Source organism: Streptomyces sp. NPDC012510 (genome assembly GCF_042955065.1).
Classification (GTDB): domain Bacteria; phylum Actinomycetota; class Actinomycetes; order Streptomycetales; family Streptomycetaceae; genus Streptomyces.
Window position 1 is genome coordinate 138674 of record NZ_JBIBEN010000012.1, and the last position, 18213, is coordinate 156886.

At 71.0% G+C, this 18213-nt stretch carries 15 protein-coding genes and 2 pseudogenes; 4 read left to right on the forward strand and 13 right to left on the reverse strand.

Annotation, left to right across the window (positions count from 1 at the left end; translation table 11 throughout):
- Positions 1-287, reverse strand: a 287-nt coding sequence (locus tag ACFY9I_RS23015; protein ID WP_391004464.1) for an IPT/TIG domain-containing protein, incomplete at its 3' end; no start/stop codon positions are given.
- A gap of 249 nt (positions 288-536) precedes the next feature.
- Complete coding sequence (locus ACFY9I_RS23020) at positions 537-1283, reverse strand: IPT/TIG domain-containing protein (RefSeq protein WP_391004466.1); 747 nt, start codon at positions 1281-1283, stop codon at positions 537-539.
- Between the two features lie 526 nt (positions 1284-1809).
- Here ACFY9I_RS23020 and ACFY9I_RS23025 point away from each other — a divergent pair.
- Positions 1810-2451: an FAD-dependent oxidoreductase gene (locus ACFY9I_RS23025; protein ID WP_391004468.1), complete on the forward strand. Its 642-nt coding sequence runs from the start codon at positions 1810-1812 to the stop codon at positions 2449-2451.
- Here the strand turns inward: ACFY9I_RS23025 and ACFY9I_RS23030 are convergent.
- From ACFY9I_RS23030 to ACFY9I_RS23060, 7 genes and pseudogenes are all read right to left on the reverse strand, one after another.
- Positions 2433-2543 (reverse strand): annotated as a pseudogene (locus tag ACFY9I_RS23030) (IS5/IS1182 family transposase); the annotation flags it as partial. The gene ACFY9I_RS23025 and the pseudogene ACFY9I_RS23030 overlap by 19 nt on opposite strands.
- 81 nt (positions 2544-2624) lie before the next feature.
- Positions 2625-3005 (reverse strand): hypothetical protein, encoded by a 381-nt coding sequence (locus tag ACFY9I_RS23035; RefSeq protein WP_391004470.1) that lies wholly within the window; start codon positions 3003-3005, stop codon positions 2625-2627.
- Positions 3002-3667: pseudogene (locus ACFY9I_RS23040) on the reverse strand (DUF4389 domain-containing protein). The gene ACFY9I_RS23035 and the pseudogene ACFY9I_RS23040 overlap by 4 nt, the downstream one beginning before the upstream one ends.
- Positions 3668-3853: 186 nt before the next feature.
- Complete coding sequence (adhE, locus tag ACFY9I_RS23045; protein WP_391004472.1) at positions 3854-6514, reverse strand: bifunctional acetaldehyde-CoA/alcohol dehydrogenase; 2661 nt, start codon at positions 6512-6514, stop codon at positions 3854-3856.
- Positions 6515-7008: 494 nt separating this feature from the next.
- Entirely contained in the window at positions 7009-7392 is a 384-nt protein-coding gene (locus tag ACFY9I_RS23050) for an anti-sigma factor antagonist (protein WP_391004474.1), read from the reverse strand.
- Between the two features lie 273 nt (positions 7393-7665).
- Positions 7666-9741 (reverse strand): fructose-specific PTS transporter subunit EIIC, encoded by a 2076-nt coding sequence (locus ACFY9I_RS23055; RefSeq protein WP_391004476.1) that lies wholly within the window; start codon positions 9739-9741, stop codon positions 7666-7668.
- Positions 9742-9893: 152 nt separating this feature from the next.
- A complete protein-coding gene (locus ACFY9I_RS23060) occupies positions 9894-10619 on the reverse strand; it encodes a CBS domain-containing protein (protein ID WP_391004478.1) in 726 nt (241 codons plus the stop codon).
- A 740-nt stretch (positions 10620-11359) separates the two neighbouring features.
- Here ACFY9I_RS23060 and ACFY9I_RS23065 point away from each other — a divergent pair.
- Entirely contained in the window at positions 11360-12247 is an 888-nt protein-coding gene (locus ACFY9I_RS23065; RefSeq protein WP_391004480.1) for a universal stress protein, read from the forward strand.
- Here the strand turns inward: ACFY9I_RS23065 and ACFY9I_RS23070 are convergent.
- Both ACFY9I_RS23070 and ACFY9I_RS23075 read right to left on the reverse strand, forming a co-directional pair.
- On the reverse strand, positions 12177-13436 hold the full coding sequence (locus ACFY9I_RS23070) for a cation:proton antiporter (RefSeq protein WP_391004482.1): 1260 nt from the start codon (positions 13434-13436) through the stop codon (positions 12177-12179). The two genes, ACFY9I_RS23065 and ACFY9I_RS23070, sit on opposite strands and share 71 nt — an antisense overlap.
- 3 nt (positions 13437-13439) lie before the next feature.
- Complete coding sequence (locus tag ACFY9I_RS23075) at positions 13440-13919, reverse strand: TrkA C-terminal domain-containing protein (protein ID WP_391004484.1); 480 nt, start codon at positions 13917-13919, stop codon at positions 13440-13442.
- Between the two features lie 285 nt (positions 13920-14204).
- Between ACFY9I_RS23075 and ACFY9I_RS23080 the strand changes: the two genes are divergently transcribed.
- Entirely contained in the window at positions 14205-15086 is an 882-nt protein-coding gene (locus ACFY9I_RS23080; RefSeq protein ID WP_391004486.1) for a universal stress protein, read from the forward strand.
- A 204-nt stretch (positions 15087-15290) separates the two neighbouring features.
- The gene (locus ACFY9I_RS23085) at positions 15291-15524 is read left to right on the forward strand and encodes a hypothetical protein (RefSeq protein WP_391004768.1); all 234 of its coding nucleotides are present in this window, start codon (positions 15291-15293) and stop codon (positions 15522-15524) included.
- Positions 15525-15585: 61 nt separating this feature from the next.
- On the opposite strand, the gene ACFY9I_RS23090 is transcribed toward ACFY9I_RS23085, so the two are convergent.
- Complete coding sequence (locus ACFY9I_RS23090; RefSeq protein ID WP_391004488.1) at positions 15586-16263, reverse strand: hypothetical protein; 678 nt, start codon at positions 16261-16263, stop codon at positions 15586-15588.
- 184 nt (positions 16264-16447) lie between these two features.
- Entirely contained in the window at positions 16448-18142 is a 1695-nt protein-coding gene (gene ptsP / locus ACFY9I_RS23095) for a phosphoenolpyruvate--protein phosphotransferase (protein WP_391004490.1), read from the reverse strand.
- Positions 18143-18213: the final 71 nt, after the last annotated feature.

Sequence of the window (18213 nt, forward strand, 5' to 3'; positions counted from 1 at the left end):
GGCGAGATGCTCGAGAGGGAGGGAGCCGATGTGGTGACGTAGGTGAAGGTGACCGTTTGGGTACTGGTGCCCTGACTGGTGGTGACGGTGACGTTCACCGTCCCGGTGCCCGATGGGCTGACCGCCGTGATCTGCGTGCTGCTGTTGACGGTGAACGACGTTGCGGCTTTGCTGCCGAACCGGACGGCTGTCGCGCCGGTGAAGCTGGTACCGGTCACGGTGATGGTGGTACCACCGGAGACCGACCCCTGGTTGGGACTGACCGAAGAGACAACGGGGGCAGCCATGGCTGTACTCCTTGGGCAAGCAGGGTGCCCTGGCTGTAATACTCAGGGCCGGATGGCGGTCTTGGAGTGAATGCCCGAGGGCGAGCGCCGGCTCAGCGGGGATCGCGATCCGCCCTCCCAAACTCATGCCGTGACCCAGGTGGTATGGGCCGTGCACGGCACCCAGCAGCAGGGGTGACCCCGTCCGGGCGGAGAGGGAGCTGCCGCCCGGACGGGGTCCATCGCCTTCCCTGCGCGAAGATCAGAGGGTCAGATGCCGGGTCCGGCGACGTAGGTGAACGCGCCGACCTCCGTGTCCGACCCTGCGGGGTTGGTCACCACCACGTCGGCCGCCCCCGCGGTGCCGGGCGGGGTGACCGCCGACAGCGTGGTGGCGTTGACCACCGAGAAGGGTGCCGGGGTGCCGCCGAAGGTGACCGAGTCGGTGCTGTCGAGGTTGGTGCCGGTGATGGTCACCGCCGTACCCCCCGACGTCGGACCCGAAGTCGGGCTGATGGTCCCGATCGCCGGGGTGTCGACGTAGGTGTAGGTCAGGCCGTTGTTGGTGCCCCCGGCGGTGGTGACGCTGACCGCGACCGGCCCGGCCGCCGCGCCCGCGGGCACGGCTACGCTGAGCGAGCTGTCGGAGTTCACCGTCGGCGTGGCGGTCACGCCGCCGAAGGACACGCTGGTGGCCGTGGACAGGCCGGTGCCGCTGATGGAGATGGTGTTGCCTCCCGCCAGCGGCCCTGACGGCGTTCCCAGGGAGGACTTGAACGGGGCGCCGACATAGAAGTACGACACCGGGTTGCTGGTCCCGCCTGGGGTGGTCACCGTGACCCCGACCGTGCCGGTCCCCGAGGGGGAGACGGCGGTGACCTGGGTCGGCGAGACCTGGGTGACGCTCGTGGCCGACTTGGTGCCGAACCTGACCGCGCTGGTGTTGGACAGGTTCGTACCCGTGATGGTCACCAGCGTTCCGCCGCCGGTGGAACCCTGATTCGGAGATATGGGCATGAGGACACTCCTCGCTGATTGAAGGGGACATGCGAGGAACCGGCAAGTGGGGACCTGACCACCGGCTGCCACGTCGCGGGACCGAGCCGCAGGCAGCAGGCAGGCCTGCTCTCTTGGCTCAGGCGCCGTCAGTTCTGCCGGGCCCAGAGCGAACGAAGAGATGCTCGCCCCGGCACGCTGGCAGGAGGCGCGGCAGGCTACGCCATCTCCCCCTGGGCAAGGAGAAAACCGGCATGGGCTGCCTGTCTCAACGTTCCCCCGGCACGGGATGGGCAGCCCGCCGGTTCACACTCTCAGTGACCCACACACCCGATCGGGTGACAAGGGGCCGTCAACGCACATCACCCGAACGGAGTAAACCTCTGCAGCCTTCCCGCCGGCCCGCCCGCTGAGAGGAGCTCCTCACCTGGCAAAACGTGCCGGGTTTGACTGCTGCTGGAGGTTCATGTCTGTGGCAGCGGCTTGGTGTCCAACGATCGCGGAGGCAAAAGGTGATGACCGGTCAGCGGCCGGGGGTCGCGCATACATGGCCGCGTTGCACCGAGAGGCGGGCATCGACCTGCGGACCGGCACCACGATCACGGACTTCTGCTCGTCGGCCGACGGCCGCATCACCGGCGTCCGGCTCTCGGACGGCTCCGAACTGCTCGCCGACACCGCCGTGCTGGCCATCGGAGCGGTGCCCGCCACGGGCTGGCTGGCCGACTCCGGTCTCGCGGTCGAGGGCGGGGTGCGCTGCGATCCGTATCTGCACGCCCTGTGCCCCGACGGAACGGTCGCGCCCGGTGTGGTCGCCGCCGGAGACGTCGCCAAGGTGCCGCAGCCGTCGGCCGACAGTGAGCCACTGGCGCTGGGCCACTGGACCAACGCCGTGGAACACGCGGCCACCGCCGCGCACACGCTCCTCAACCCGGCTGCCCCGCGGCCCTACGAGGGCGTACCGACCTTCTGGTCGGACCTGCACGCCGTCAAGATCCGCTCGGTCGGTCTGCCCGCCGCGGCGGACGAGGCCCGCGTCGTCGAGTACGACCTCGCCGCCCGCCGCCTCGACATCGCCTACCACCGGGCCGGCCGGCTGATCGGCGCCCTGACCATCGGCCGGACGAGCCGCCTCGCGGCCTACCGCAACGCACTGAGCCCTTTCCAATCTCAGGCCCATGCGATGTGAAGCGCGAGGACGGCCTGCACGAGGCCGGTGATGCGGGTGGTGCTGCACCGCAGTTTGCGCAGGAGACGCCAGCTTTTCAGGGTGGCCATGGCAACGATGCTTCGAGCGAGGCGGCACCCGAAGTCGTTGGCCATACGAGCCGTAACTGTGCGAGTCGAAGGGCCTGCCCGTCCTCAGTAGACGGAGGCGGGCCACGTGCAGGCCACGGCCACGATGACGCCCACATCGAGCAGTACGCCGATGCTGAGCCACGGGTCGAACCACACCGCCTTGAGGACGAGCCCACTGCCGGCAGCGACGAGAGCTGCTGTGGGCCACCAGCCGCTGCTCGCGAGCGCCCCGGCGCCGGCGATGGCGTAGACGACGGCCGTGTACCAGGCGATCGCCAGGGCTGCGGCTCGGGCAGGGGCAGGCGAGACGTGGGCGGCGGCCAGGGCCCATGAGTGTCCGGGGTCGAACGGGGAGGGCCTGTCGGGCTGCTGCGGCGCCGTCCAGACGCCGGGGTGCAGCAGCCCGTGCATGATCAGGAACGCTGCCACCAGAAAGGCGGTCATGACAGCACCTCCGGTTCGCTCGGTTCCGTGCCACCCATGTCGAGCCGGAACGGCGGATACGTGTCCGTCATCAAGGCAGCGTAGGCGGCGACTCGCAGCACCCACCGGTTGAGGCCGAGGACCAGGTCGAACAGACCCTTGGGGTACTTCTCTGTGAAGGCCAGCGTTACGGCGGCGATCACCGCCAGCACGGCGACGAGCCCGCCGTCCCACCAGCCGAGGTGCCAGCCACCGAGGAAGAAGCCGATGACGATGTAGTGCGGGATGACCAGCAGCCACCACTTCACCAGCACCAGGCCGCGGGAGAGCCGTTCGGGGTGGACGATGTCCAGCCGCGCCGGGTAGTCCGGCTCTTCACCCAGGCTGAACGGCGGATACCGGTCGGTGCCCAGGGCGCCGTACGAGTAGTAGGCGACCCGCCAACGTCAGCGCAGCACCCCCAGGTTGAAGTCGAACAGAGTGCGCGGATAGCGCTCGGTGAACAGGATGCTGAAGAACGCGATCACGCTCACCACGGTGAAAGCGATCCAGAGGAAGGACAGCACCACGTAGTGGGGGACGAGCAGGATCCACTTCACCAGCCACAGCCACCGGGACAGCGGCGCATCCAGCACCGCCTTCACCCGGACCGGGCGGTCCGGTGTTCCGGCCAGGGTCGTCATGGCGATCAACTCCTTCGGGCCCAGCACGACAACCGCAGAGTCGGGTCCATGACCAGCGTGGCTGCCGACGGGGAGCCGCGACGAGGGCCGTCCGGGACCGATGTGGGGCCATCGGTCCCGGACAGCACGACCGTCGCCGGGTGGATCGGCACCGGCTTCCTGCAGATGACGATGCCGCTGTATGGACTATGCGCCGGCTGTCCGGTCCGGGCCGTAGTAGGCCGCTCGCATGAGCTCCTGCATGTCGTCGAGCATGGGCATTCGCGGGTTGGCGGGGGCGCACTGGTCCTCGTAGGCGTTGAGGGCCTGCTGGGGCAGGGCGCTGAGGAAGGAGGGCTCGTCGACGCCGAGGGACTGGAACGACGGCTCGATGCCCACGGCGTCGCGCAGGCGCTCGACGCCCCAGGCGAGCGACTCCACACCGGCCTGTGGGGTGGCGGCGGGCAGGCCGAGGGTGCGGGCGATGTCCTGGAAGCGTTCGGGGGCGCGGTAGTTCTCGTACTTGGGCCAGCCCGTGAGCTTGCTGGGGACGGTGCCGTTGTAGCGGATGACGTGGGGGAGCAGGACGGCGTTGGTGCGGCCGTGGGCGATGTGGAAGGTGGCGCCGAGGGTGTGGGACATGGCGTGGACGATGCCGAGGAAGGCGTTGCCGAAGGCCATGCCCGCGATGGTGCCGGCGTTGTGCATCTTCTCCCGGGCCTCCGCCGAGCCCTCGCGGTCGTTCACCGCCGCTTCGAGGTTGTCGAAGATCAGGCGGATGGCGTGCAGGGCGAGGCCGTCGGTGAAGTCGTTGGCGTAGACGGACACGTACGCCTCGATGGCGTGGGTGAGGGCGTCGAAGCCGCTGTCGGCGGCCAGGGTCGGGGGCAGGGCGGTGGTGAGGAGGGGGTCGACGATGGCCACGCTGGGGGTGAGGGCGTAGTCGGCGAGCGGGTACTTCTTGCCGGTGGCCGGGTCGGAGATGACCGCGAAGGGGGTGACCTCGGCGCCGGTGCCGGAGGTGGTGGGCACGCACACCAGGCGGGCGCGAGCGCCGAGCGTGGGAAAGCGGAAGGCGCGCTTGCGGATGTCGGAGAACTTGTGCCGCATGTCGGCGAAGTCGATGTCCGGGTGCTCGTAGAGCAGCCACATCACCTTGGCCGCGTCCATGGGTGAACCGCCGCCGAGCGCGATGATCGTGTCCGGGCGGAAGTCCCGCATGAGGCGGGCACCGCGCTGCACGGAGTCGATGCTGGGTTCCGGTTCGACGTTGTCGATGATCTGCAGCGTCACGGGCTCGGGACGGCGCTTGAGGACGCGGTCGACGCGGTCGACGAAGCCGAGGCGGGTCATGGTCGCGTCGGTGACGATCGTGACGCGGTGGACGTCCGGCATGGAGGTCAGGTAGCGGATGGCCTGCGGCTCGAAGTAGATCTTCGGCGGGACCTTGAACCACTGGAGGTTGTTGCGGCGCGTGCCGACCCGCTTGACGTTCAGGAGCTGGGCGGCGGAGACGTTGTTGGACACCGACGTGCTGCCCCATGAGCCGCAGCCCAGGGTCAGGGATGGCAGGAGGCTGTTGTAGATGCCGCCGATGGCGCCCTGCGAGGAGGGTGCGTTGACGATGATCCGCACGGTCTTGATGCGTTTGCCGTACGCCTCCGCCAGCGCGCTGTCCTCGGTGTGGATGACGGCGCTGTGGCCCTGGCCGTGGAAGGCGACCATGTCGGCGGCCAGGGCGAAGCCCTGCTGCTCGGAGTCGGCGCGCAGGACGGCGAGGACCGGGCAGAGCTTCTCGCGGGTCAGTGGCTCGTCCGGGCCGACGCGTTCGGCCTCGACCAGGATGAGGGAGGTGTCGGCGGGCACGGTGAAGCCGGCCCGTTCGGCGATCCATGCCGGGCTCTGGCCTACTGCCGCGGCGTTGACCTTGGGCTCGCAGCCGCTGTTGGACTTGTCCGCCGGGAAGAGGTACGCCTCCAGCTTCCGCTTCTCCTCGGGGGTCGCCAGGTGGGCGTGCAGCGTGCGGAACTCGGCCAGCGCCTCGTCGTAGATCTCGTCGTCGAGGATGACCGCCTGCTCGGAGGCGCAGATCATGCCGTTGTCGAACGACTTCGACAGCACCAGATCGTTGACGGCCCGGCGCAGCTTGGCACTCTTGTGCACGTAGGCGGGGACGTTGCCGGCGCCGACGCCCAGGGCGGGCTTGCCGGCCGAGTAGGCGGCCTTGACCATGGCGTTTCCGCCGGTGGCGAGGATCAGCGAGACGCCCGGGTGGCGCATGAGCGTGCCGGTCGCCTCGACCGACGGGGTCTCGATCCACTGGATGCACTGCTCCGGTGCCCCCGCGGCGACGGCGGCGTCGCGCACGATCCGGGCCGCCTCGGCGCTGCAGCGCTGGGCTGAGGGGTGGAAGGCGAACACGACCGGGTTGCGGGTCTTCAACGCCATCAGCGCCTTGAAGATCGTGGTGGAGGTCGGGTTGGTGACCGGCGTGATCGCGCACACCACACCCACCGGTTCCGCGATCTCGACCATGTCCTCGATGTCGTCCCGGGCGATCACACCGACGGTCTTCATCCGGCCCATGCTGTGCGTGACGTGCTCGCACGCGAACATGTTCTTGGCCGCCTTGTCCTCGAACACGCCGCGGCCGGTCTCCTCCACCGCGAGCCGGGCGAGTGCCGTGTGCTGGTCCAGGGCGGCGACCGACGCCTTCTTGACGATGTGGTCGACCTGCTCCTGTGTCAGGTCCTCGTAGTCCGCGAGCGCCTTGAGCCCGTTCGTGACCAGCCGGTCGACGGCGATGACGGTCTCGGACGGCTCGCCGCCCGGGGCGGCGGGGCGGGTTCGGGCGTCCTGTCGGGTCATGGGGGTTGCGCCTCCATCGTCGAGGTCGTGAGCCGGAGGACCGGCAGCGTGCCGTGCGGGGAGCAGCACCGCGGGTCGGTACCGCTCCCACACCACCGTCCCGCAGACGGGAGCCGCCACCCAGACGGCAAAGGTCCCGACCGGGGCCCGACCGGCCCGGGGCGCCTGGGCCGGTCGGCCACCTGACGGCGAGGGGTGTCGGCTCGCGTACCGAGGCGGGCGTTCGGCAGCGCCTGTGAGCGCTGTGGAGTCGGCGCCGGCCCCCGCGGCTGGTTGCACGCAGTGGCAGCCACCGAGAGTCGCTCCCTGCACCTGGCGTAGGCTCCAGACCACTACCGGCGGGGATCCGGTACGCGGGTCAAAACGCGTGGATCGCAGTGCCCGCGCCGCACCGGGCCGCCGGGCGGCTGTGCTGCCTGGTCCCGCCCAACGGCGCCGACGCGCTGATCCGACATTGCGTTGCAGCCGACCCCGGGAGTCGTCGACGGTTCCGGCTAACGCGGCTCGTTGCGGGCGTCGGCAACCTGGGCATACACCGGCAGCACTGCATCGGCGCCGGTAAGGGAGAGGACCTGGCGTACCAGCGTCGGCACCGCGGCCAAGACCAGGCAGCCCCCTCCCTCGGCCGCCCGCTTACTCAGCCGCAGTACATCGTTCAGCCCCGCCGAGTCGAGGAAGTCAACCCCGGACATCTCCAGCACCAGGTGCTGGGCAGGCGATTCCAGCAGCCTCTGGGCAGCGGCGCGGAACTCGGGGCCGGTGAGGTAGTCCATCTCCCCGCTCACCGCGGCGATGAGAACCGCCGAAGCGCTGAGGCAACGCTCGAATGGGTGAGGCCGGACCTCTGCTCCCCAGTCGACAGACGTCCGGCCCTCCACGCAGCTGTCGGCCCCCCACCCGGGGGTGACACTGCAGCCCCTCCCGAAGCATGCGTCCCGTCCACTGTGGCCGGCCAACTCGCGCTTGCGACCGCTACGGGCTTTCCCAGCGGCCGCAGCGCTGCCACGGTCGGGCTACTGACGGCCGTGTGGATGAGGCGCCGCCGCTGCTGGAGATGATGGCGCTGCGGTGAGCCGTGAATGATGCCGGGCGCGGGGAAACGCCCAGTGGAGCCGCCGCAGGGTTACCGGGGCGGCTCCACTGGGTGGGGGTCAGGCTGCTGCCTGGAAGGTGTCGTGCTGCTTGTCCGGTACGGGCTGGTCCTCACCGTCGCCTGCCGGGACAGCGGGGTCTGCCGTGTGGGGTCGTCGGGCCTTGAGGGCGATGACCAGGGATGCGGTAACGGCGGTGCCTGCGGCGATGGCGACCAGGTACAGCAGCGGCTGGCCGATCAGCGGGACCACGAAGATGCCACCGTGCGGGGCGCGCAGTGTCGAGCCGAGGCCCATCGACAGGGCGCCGGTGACCGCGCCGCCCGCCATGGAGGCCGGGATGACCCGCAGGGGGTCGGCAGCCGCGAACGGGATGGCGCCCTCGGAGATGAAGGAGGCGCCGAGGACCCAGGCGGCCTTGCCGTTCTCGCGTTCGGTCTCGGTGAAGAGCTTGCCGCGGACGGTGGTCGCCAGCGCCATGGCGAGCGGCGGGACCATGCCGGCGGCCATCACGGCGGCCATGATCTTCATGGCCGAGTCGCTCGGGCTGGTGACGGCGATGCCGGCGGTGGCGAAGGTGTAGGCGACCTTGTTGACCGGTCCGCCCAGGTCGAAGCACATCATCAGGCCGAGGACGATGCCGAGAAGGATCGCGTTGCTACCGGACAGGCCGTCCAGCCAGTCGGTCAAGCCCTGCTGGGCCTCGGCGATCGGCTTGCCGATGACCACGAACATCAGGAAGCCGACGACGGCCGTGGAGACCAGCGGGATCACCACCACTGGCATGATGCCGCGCAGCACCGGCGGGATGTCGATCCGCTGGATCGCCAGGACGACCGCGCCCGCGATCAGACCGGCGGCCAGGCCGCCGAGAAAGCCCGCGTTGATGGTGAGGGCGATCGCGCCGCCGACGAAGCCGGGGACGAGGCCGGGGCGGTCGGCCATGCCGTAGGCGATGTAACCGGCCAGGACCGGGACGAGGAAGCCGAAGGCGGCGGCGCCGATCTGGAACATCAGCGCGGCCCAGCTGTCCACCTGCCCCCAGGCGAAGTGCTCGGTGACCGAGGCTGCCTTGTTGATCTCCCAGCCGCCGATCGCGAAGCCGAGCGCGATCAGCAGACCGCCCGCGGCGACGAACGGCACCATGTAGCTGACGCCTGACATCAGCCACGTGCGCAGCTTCGTGCCGAAGTGGTCACTCTGCGCGGCGCCCCGGTCCATCGGAGCGTTGCGGGTGGCAGCGGCCGGGGCGGTGGTCTCCCCGCGTTCGACCCTGCCGCGGGCCTCGTCGATCAGCTCGGCGGGGCGACTGATGGCAGCCTTGACGCCGACGTCGACGGTCGGCTTCCCGGCGAAGCGTTCCTTCTCCCGTACGGGGACGTCGTGCGCGAAGATCACCGCGTCGGCCGCGGCAATGACGGCTGGGTCGAGCCGGGTGAAGCCGGCCGAGCCCTGGGGCTCCACGGTCAGCTCGATGCCACGGTCGGCGGCGGCTTGCTGGAGCGACTCGGCGGCCATGTAGGTGTGTGCGATGCCGGTCGGGCAGGAGGTGACGGCGACCAGCCGCAGCGGCGCCCGAGTCTCGCTCGCCGTGGTTACCTTCGTCGTCCCAGCGGTGTTCGCCCGAGCCGGGGCCTGGGCCGGGACTTGGGCCGTCTCGGTCGTCCGGGCCTCGTCCGGGGGCGGGTCGCCGGTGATGAGCGCGGCGGCTGCGGCCGGATCCGCGACTGTGCGCAGCGTGCTGGTGAAGTTGCTGTCCATCAGGCGTCTGGCCAGTGAGGAGAGGATGCTCAGATGGGCGTCGTCGGCGCCGTCCGGCGCGGCGATCATGAAGATCAGGTCGGCCGGGCCGTCCGGGGCTCCGAAGTCCACACCCTGCGGGCTACGCGCGAAGACCAGGCTCGGCCGGCTGACGTGGGCGGACCGGGCGTGCGGGATGCCGATCCCACCCTCCAGGCCAGTGGGCATCTGTGCCTCGCGGGCCGCGATGTCGGCGAGGAAGCCGTCGAGGTCGGTAACCCGCCCCTCGTCGGCCAGGCGCTCGGCGAGGGCGCGGACGGCTGCGTCCTTGCTCTCCGCCGTCAGGTCGAGGTCGATCAGTTGGGGATTGATGAGGGGGACGGCGGAGTCGGTCATGCGCTCTGCTCCTTGCGGGCCGGGCCGGGCTGGTTGGTTGGTTGGGCTGGGGTTCAGGCAGGCGGCGGGGGTGCGGACGTCGCCGGGTGACGGGGACGCCGGAGCGGTCGTGGCTGCCGTACCAGTGGTGCGTCGCTGAATCAGTGCGGGGGTTACCGCTCGGGGAGCCAGTGATGGGCGATCCGGCGGGAGGGGTGTTTCTCCGGTGGGCGAGTGTCGTCGTCGCGGAAGGTGAGGCTGTTCATCACGCCCACGACGCCGTCCACCCGCCAGGTCAGCTGGACTGCCACCGGGATGTCGCTACGGCGTTCCAGGCGTCCCTCCAGCGTGGCCGTGCCGTCGTGTACCGAGACGATGACGGTGCGGGGCGGCAGGCACATGGCGCGGGTCAGGACTTCGTCGATGATCTCCTGACGGATCTCCTCGTCGGTGCGCAGGAAGACCCGCAGCAGGTCACGGCGGGTGGCGATGCCGATCAAACGGTCCTCCTCGTCCACCACGGGCAGCCGTTCGATGTGGTGGCGCTCCATCACCCGTGCGGCGTCGGCGACGCGTTGCTCCGGGTGCACGGTGATCGCGGGTGTCGACATCAGCTGCCCGGCGGTCATGGCGCGGGCCTTGGCCGCAGCGACACGTGCCTTCCGGCGCAGTGCCGGCAGCCGGAAGCGGCCTTCCCGGTCCCGTTCGGCCTTCGCCGCCTGCCGGTGCACCAGGTCGGTCTCGGAGATGACGCCGAGGACCTTGTCGTCGGCGTCCACCACCGGCACACCGCTGATCCGGTGCCGGGCCAGCAGCTGTGCCACGTCCTTGAACGGTGTTTCCTGGTGCGCCTGGATGACCTCGGGCGTCATCACCTCGCCGACCTTGGCGGTCTTCACGGCAGTTCCCTTCTCCGCTGGCGCCTGTCGAGGGCCACCGGTTCTCACTGAGTACGGCCACTGCGGCCCGTCCCGTATCCCCCGCAGGGCCATGTGCTCCTGAGGTGGGCATCGGGGCCGGAACTCGCGGGTGAGGGCGGCCGGTCCGGTCGCTGCTGTCCCGTTGGACTGTCCCGGGTAGCCGGCCCCTCGATGCCTCTTCAGCCTCCCGGGCACGGGCTTGACAGGGCAGGGCCAACTGGTCCCGAGCTCCCGGGCCGAACTGCCCTCTCAACGGACCTGGAGGGCGGCGACGAGACCGCCACGGCGAAGTCCGGAACGGCAGCCCCACCCTGCCGTGAGCTGGCTGGGGGAGCCCCAGCCACCAAGCGAGGCAGTGCGGTTGGCTCACCGCTCACACGGCGACGGCACCTGCTCCGGGTGCGACGGCGATGTGGAACGCCCATGGCTGAAGTCCGTGACAGTCCGCAACCTCAGGCTGAGCCCGGCCTGTTCCGTGCGTTGCGGCGCCGAGTGCCGTCGGCGCGGCGGTGAAGAGGACGGTCGTGAAAGCTGTTCGGCGAGGAGGTACGGCCCTTCGCCCAGAGAGGACGTCGTGGGCCAGCCGTCACATGGGGCACGTCGCTGCCGCAGGGAGTGCCGGTCGGCCTGGCAGTGACGCCATCAGGCCCCATGTAAGAGGGGAGTGGCCGGGTGAGTCTGGAGGTGACAGCAAGGGCGTAGTGGATGCGGGAGGCACGATGAGCGGTGTGGTGGTAGTCGGTGTGGACGGGTCGGCGTCGAGTCTCGCCGCGGTCGAGGCGGCGGCTCGGGAGGCGCGGTTGCGCGGGGCGGGGCTGCGGGTGGTGCACGCGTTCTTCTGGCCCGCGATGCATGTGCCCCTGGGCCCGTCGCCGGTGGGCCCGCCCGAGGGCGGGCTCCGGAACATGGCAGACCGTCTGGTGGCCGAGGCGGTCGAGCGTGCGCACGCTGCGGCACCGGAGGTCCATGTCGGCCATGCCGTGGTGACCGGTGAGCCGCTGACGGTCCTGGAGGCGCAGTCGCGTGCGGCCGAGCTGGTGGTGGTCGGGTCCCGGGGCTTGGGCGGGTTTGTCGGGCTGTTGGTCGGGGCGACGGCGGTGCATCTGGCGGCACACGGCCGGTGTCCGGTGCTGGTCGTGCGTGAGCAGCCGAGTGGGGAGGGCCCGATCGTGCTGGGCGTCGACGGATCGGCCGCGGGCGAGCATGCGATGGACTTCGCCTTCGCCGAGGCCGCGCTGCGGAAAGCGCCGCTGGTGGCACTGCACGCCTGGACCACGTGGAACGCGCCTCTGCCCGCACCGCAGGACGCGTCGACACCGTACGCGAACCCGCCCAGCGCCCTGCCCGGGGAGGAGGAGCGACTGCTGTCCGAGGCGCTCGCCGGCCGCCAGGAGCGTTACCCGGGTGTGGTGGTGGAGCACAGGGTGGTGCATGGCGGGACACGGGAGGCGTTGATCGAAGCGAGCCAGTCCGCCCAGCTGGTGGTGGTCGGTGCCCGGGGGCGTGGCGGGTTCGCCGGGCTGCTGCTCGGCTCGGTCAGCCAGGCCCTGCTGCACCACGCCCACTGCCCGGTCGCGGTGGTGCGGGGAGCGGGCCCGCATCACTGACCGCGTCCGGTGCGAGGCCCGCCGCCCCTTTCCGCCGTATGGGCGGGCGGGGGGCCGTGGGCCGGGTGGGCGCGAAGCGGGTGAGGACGGGGCCGCAGACGGCGAGGAGCATCACGTACGTGGTGACCAGAGCCGCCAGGCGGTCCTGTCCGGGAGCGGCCAGGCCGATGATGACGACGGAGAACTCGCCGCGGGCGATGAGCGCGGTTCCGGCCCGCAGCCGGCCGCGGCGGCCCGCACCCTCGCGTCCGGCGGCATACCAGCCGGCGGCCAGCTTGGTGGCCCCCGTGACCACGGCCAGCGCCACGGCGGCGGGCAGCACCGGCAGCAGGTCACCCGGATCGACGGACAGTCCGAGGGCGAGGAAGAACACCGCGGCGAACAGGTCGCGCAACGGGCTGAGCACAGCCCGGGCCCGGTCGGCGGCGGTGCCGGTCAGGGCAAGGCCGATCAGGAAGGCACCGACGGCGGCCGAGACGTGGATGATCTCGGCCAGCGCGGCCACGATCAGGGTGAGGCCGAGAACGCGGAGCAGTACCTGCTCGGCGTCAGGGTGGGACAGGACTCGGCCGACATGATGGCCCCAGCGCCAGGACGCGGCTATGGCCGCGGCGACGGCCGACATGGCGGCCGCGACGGCGAGCAGCGCCTGCCACCAGGTGCCTCCGGAGACGACGACGGCGAGCAGCGGCAGGTAGGCGGCCATCACGAAATCCTCCACCACCAGCACGGACAGCACCGCCGGGGTCTCCCGGTTGCCCAGCCGGCGCAGGTCGCCGAGCAGGCGGGCGACGATGCCGGAGGAGGAGACGTACGTTGCGCCCGCCAGCGTCAGGATGCCGCCGGCGTCCAGGCCGAGCAGCCAGCCGGCCACGGCACCAGGAGTGGCGTTGAGGACGAGGTCGACGGCGGCGGAGGAACGGTGGCGGCGGAGGCTGACGGTGAACTCCCGGACGGTGAAGTCCAGGCCGAGGACCAGGAGCAGCAGGATCACGCCGATGGCGGCGCCCATGTCGACGAACTCCCGGGCAGCCGGAACCGGCGCGATCCCGCCGTCGCCCAGGGCCAGTCCGGCCACCAGGTACAGCGGCACGGGCGAGAGGGCGAAGCGCCGTGCGAGCGCGCCGAGCAGGCTCAGCGCGGTCAGGATGACGCCCAGCTCCAGCAGCAGGGCGATGGGCGTGTGCACCGGTCAGCCCTGGACGATGCGCTCGACGCCGGCGATGCCCTCGCGGGTGCCGATCACCACCAGGGTGTCCCCGGCCCGCAGGGTCTGGCCCGGTCCGGGGGAGGCGATCACCTCCTCGCCACGGACGACAGCCACGATCGAGGCGCCAGTGCGGGTCCGGGCCCGCGTGTCTCCCAGGGCTCGGTCGGCGAACGGGCTGCCGGGACGTACCTCGACCTGACCCGCGTTCAGACCGGGCACCTCGCGGGTCAGGTCGGCGAACCGCTCCGCGATGCGCGGGGCGCCGAGGATCTCGGCGAGGGTGTCGGCCTCCTGGCTGGTGAGCCGGAGGACCGGGTGGGCCTCGTCGGGATCGTCACCGGGATACACCACCATTTCGAAGTCGCCCGAGCGCTGGGCGATGACCCCGATCCGGTCGCCCTCGTGGTTGACGAACTCGTACCGCAGCCCCACTCCGGGCAGCAGCACCTCGTTGACGTCCATGTGAACTCCCCGTCGTCACGCATCAGGATTCTCCGCGCGGGGCGGTGGTCCCGGCCCGCCGTGCACAGGTCTTCGGCAGGCGTCGCGGGGTACTCAAGCCCTCGTACCACAGGTGTCCGTTCCTGCGCTGCTGGTGATCAGTGTCCTGGGCCCCCGCGGGTACCCGACAGGGCCGAGTGGCCCCTTGGGGCGGCCTGAGGGCCCCTGGGCGTAACGGGCCGGCTGCACCGAGACTCGGGAGCCGAAGGGCCGCGCGTCGGCTGTGTTCCGGGACGGGAGTATCCAGTGAGTGATCCAGTGATCGTAGGAGTGGACGGTTCCGCCTCCAGCATCGGCGCGGTCGAGGCCGCGGCCCGTGAGGCGCACCTGCGCGGGGTGGGACTGCGGATCGTGCACGCCTTCGGTCATGGGCCCGGACACCTGCCGATCGGCGCGCCACCGTGGAACCCCGCCGACCACGGCCTGGAGCCGATGGTGCGGGGGGCTCTGGCCCGCGCCGAGGAACGGGCGCACGCGATCGCGCCGGACATCGAGATCACCCGGTCGGTGGTGGCCGGGGAGGCGCTCGAAGTGCTGGAGATCGAGTCGCGGTCGGCGTCGCTTGCGGTGGTCGGCAGCCGGGGCTTGAGCAGTTTCGCCGGGCTGATGCTGGGCTCGACAGCGGTGCACCTGGCCGCCCACGGCCGTTGCCCGCTGATGGTGGTGCGAGGCCGCCCCGATCCGGCCGGCCCCGTCCTCCTGGCCGTGGACGGCTCCGAGGCCGGCGAGGCGGCGGTGGAGTTCGCGTTCGCCGAGGCGGCACTGCGCGGGGCGCCGCTGGTGGCCGCACACGTGTGGAACACGTGGAGCGAGCGCGCCTACGAGGGCCCCGGCGACCCCCTGACCGCTGTGGTGGCGGACGCCGACCGTCTCCGTGAGGCCGAGCAGCACCTGCTGGACGGGACGGTGGCCTCCTGGCAGAAGGTCTATCCCCAGGTCGAGGTGGAGCGGCGCCTGGTGCGTTCCCGAATCCGCCCGGCCCTGATCGACGCCAGTCGCGGCGCCCAGCTGGTGGTGGCCGGAGCCCGGGGCCGGGGCGGCTTCACCGGCCTCCTGCTCGGCTCGGTCAGCCAGGCCCTGCTGCACCACGCCTACTGCCCTGTCACCGTCGTGCGCGGCAAGGGGTGACCGTGCCTCAGCGGACTACGGCCTCGGACCACAGCCTGTAGGTACAGACGCCCCCGCAGCCGGACACTTACCGACGCGACGCCGCCGAAGCGGCGGTCTTGCTCGCCGTGGTCCCGGCCACGGGCCTGACCACGGCGACGCCGAGCAGCGGACCGCCGCCTGGGAGCCAACGAACTGGCCGAACCGGCCCGTCGGCCGCAGTGGCTGTGCCTGCTGGACCAGTTCCGCAGCTGGCTGATCGGCATCCTGCTTGCCGCCGCCGTCGCTGGAATTGTCGACGAGATCAAGGACGCCCTCGTCATCACCGTCGTCCTGCTCATCAGCGCCACCCATCGGATACCTGCAGGAACGCCGGGCGGAGCGCAGCCTGGAGGCGCTGCGCCAGATGCGGCACCGCCCCACCGGCCACTGCCCATGTCCAGCACAACTGCCACCTGACAATGCAGGAAAGGGTCTTCGCGCTAGTGGTTGTGTCAAGGCCCCCAGGCCGAAGGAGCCTTCAGGAGCCGCCAGGGTGAGATCCGCCGATTCCTGGCCGGGGGCCTGGGGGGTTACGCGGGCTGTCGATGCGCCGCACGTGCGTAGGTGCCTCCTGGAGCCGACCGTCGATGCGCTGCAGAAGTGCGGTGCCTCTCCTGGTGGTGATGCACTGAACAGCCGCCGCGAGCGCATCGACGGGGAGCAACGGAAGCCAATCGGGCTGGAGGATGGCTCGGACGGCCATGTCGAGCAAATCCTCTGCCGTCCCCGGCTGAAGAGCTGTTCGTGCAAGCTCTTGTTCGTCGGTATCACGTACGTTGCGGTCCGCTGTCACGATGGGAGCCGACCGCCTCCGCACTGTTTTACGCCTCCCTGGAGGCTTTGGGGCCGGATGAGGTGCCTGCCGCTCCAACCCCCACTCAACCGCGTGACGAGCGAAGATCTCCTTCAGGCCGACGTGGTTCCAGGCTTTGGCGCGGATGGAGATCGCCAGCTCCTTGCAGTCCCTGACGAGCCCGGCACGGTCGGCTTGATCGCGAACGACGACACGACCGGGCGGTTCATCCGTGATCTGCGCGACGAGGGCCCTGTACTTGCCGAGCAGGCTGTCGATGTCCCCCTTACCCAGTTGTGCCTCTCGTGCCGCCGCCAGCAGCTCTGCGGCAGCAGAGTCGACGTAACGCATTGACTCGTCCATCGCCCCCCAATCGATCGGCAAGACTCCATTTTGGTGTGCGCGTCCGCGCGACCGGTAGAGCCCGAAGAGGCCATCACCTCCCGCCGACCAGGCGCTCAGCATGATCAATCTCGGCGCTACTTCCTGTACCTCAACTACTCACACCCGGTGCCGGCGAACCGGGTGCGCGGGGCGGTCGAGGGCGTCAGGCAGCCTCCCCGAACGGTTCGTCCGTGCCGGACAGGACGGTGCGGGCCGCTGCGCGTGCCTCCTCGGCGGTGTCCGCGGCGCGGGCCGCTGCGGCTGCCCGTCGGCATTGGGCGAGGGTGTGCCGGGCCAGTTCGGCGCGGACGTACGGCAGTGATGCGGCGCCCATGGACAGGCTGGTGACGCCGAGTCCGGTGAGGACGCAGGCGAGCAGGGGGTCGGCGGCGGCCTCGCCGCACACCCCGCAGCTCTTGCCCTCGGCGTTCGCGGCGTCGGCGGCCACGGCGACGAGGTCGAGCAGGGCGGGCTGCCACGGGTCCTGCAGCCGGGCGAGCGCGCCCACCTGCCGATCGGCGGCGAAGGTGTACTGAGCGAGGTCGTTGGTGCCCAGCGACAGGAACCCAACCTCCTGGAGGATCGCACGGGCGCGCAGCGCGGCCGAGGGGATCTCGACCATCGCGCCGGTCTTCGCACGCAGGCCCGCCTGGCGGCAGGCGTCGGCGAACGCCTTGGCGTCCGCGCGGTCCGCGACCATCGGCGCCATCACCTCCAGCTGTACAGGCAGGCCCGAGGCCGCCGCGGCCAGCGCCCGCAGCTGCGCGTGCAGTATGCCGGGGTGGTCGAGCAGCGTGCGCAGTCCACGCACGCCCAGTGCCGGGTTCGGCTCGTCGCCCGGGGTGAGGAAGTCCAGCGGCTTGTCGGCGCCCGCGTCCAGCACCCGCACCACCACCCGGCCCGCGGGAAACGCCTCGAACACCTGGCGGTACGCCTCCACTTGGCGTTCCTCGGAGGGCGCCTGCTTGTTGTCGTCGAGGAAGAGGAACTCGGTGCGGAACAGGCCGACGCCCTCGGCACCCGCCGCGACGGCGGCGGGCACGTCCGCCGGGCCGCCGATGTTCGCCAGAAGCGGCACTCGGTGTCCGTCCGCGGTGGTCCCGGGACCGGAGCTGGAGGTCAGGGCCGCTTTGTGGGCGGCGACCTGACGCTCAAGCTCTGCGCGCTTGCGGGCATCCGGCTCCAGGAACACCTCGCCGGTACTCCCGTCCATCGCGACGACGGTGCCTTCGGCCACTCCGGTGGCGCCGGGCAGAGCCACGACGGCCGGTACGCCAAGGGCGCGGGCGAGGATGGCGCTGTGGCTCGTCGGCCCGCCCTGCTCGGTCACGAAGCCCAGGACCAGGTCCGGGTCGAGCAGAGCGGTGTCCGCCGGGGCCAGGTCGCGGGCGAGCAGCACGTAGGGTTCCTTGCTGTCCGGCAGGCCCGGCATGGGCACGCCCAGCAGCCGGGCGATGATGCGGTCGCGTACGTCGTCCAGATCGGCGACCCGGCCCGCGAGGTACTCGCCGGTCTGCGCCAGCAACGCCCGGTACGCGGCGAACGTGCCGAAGACCGCGCGCTCGGCGCAGCTGCCCCCGGCGATACGTCGCTCGACCTCCGCCATCAGTTCGGGGTCCTGTGCCATCAGGGCCTGGGCTTCGAGGACCGCTTGTGCCTCACCGCCGGCCAGGGCACCGCGCGCCGTGAGATCCGCGGCGACCGCGTCCACCGCCCGCCGGGCGCGGCCCTGTTCACCCCCCACGGCCTCGGCCGGGATCCGCCGGTCGGGCGGCTGAAGGACCGCGGTCACCATGTGCCGTACCGTGCCGATCACCACACCGTGGCTGACACCGACGCCTCGAAACGTTGTCTCCATCGTGCTGTCTCCGCATAGGTGCGGCGGCGCACCGCCGCACATCGTCATCTCACTTGCAGCCGACGGCCCGC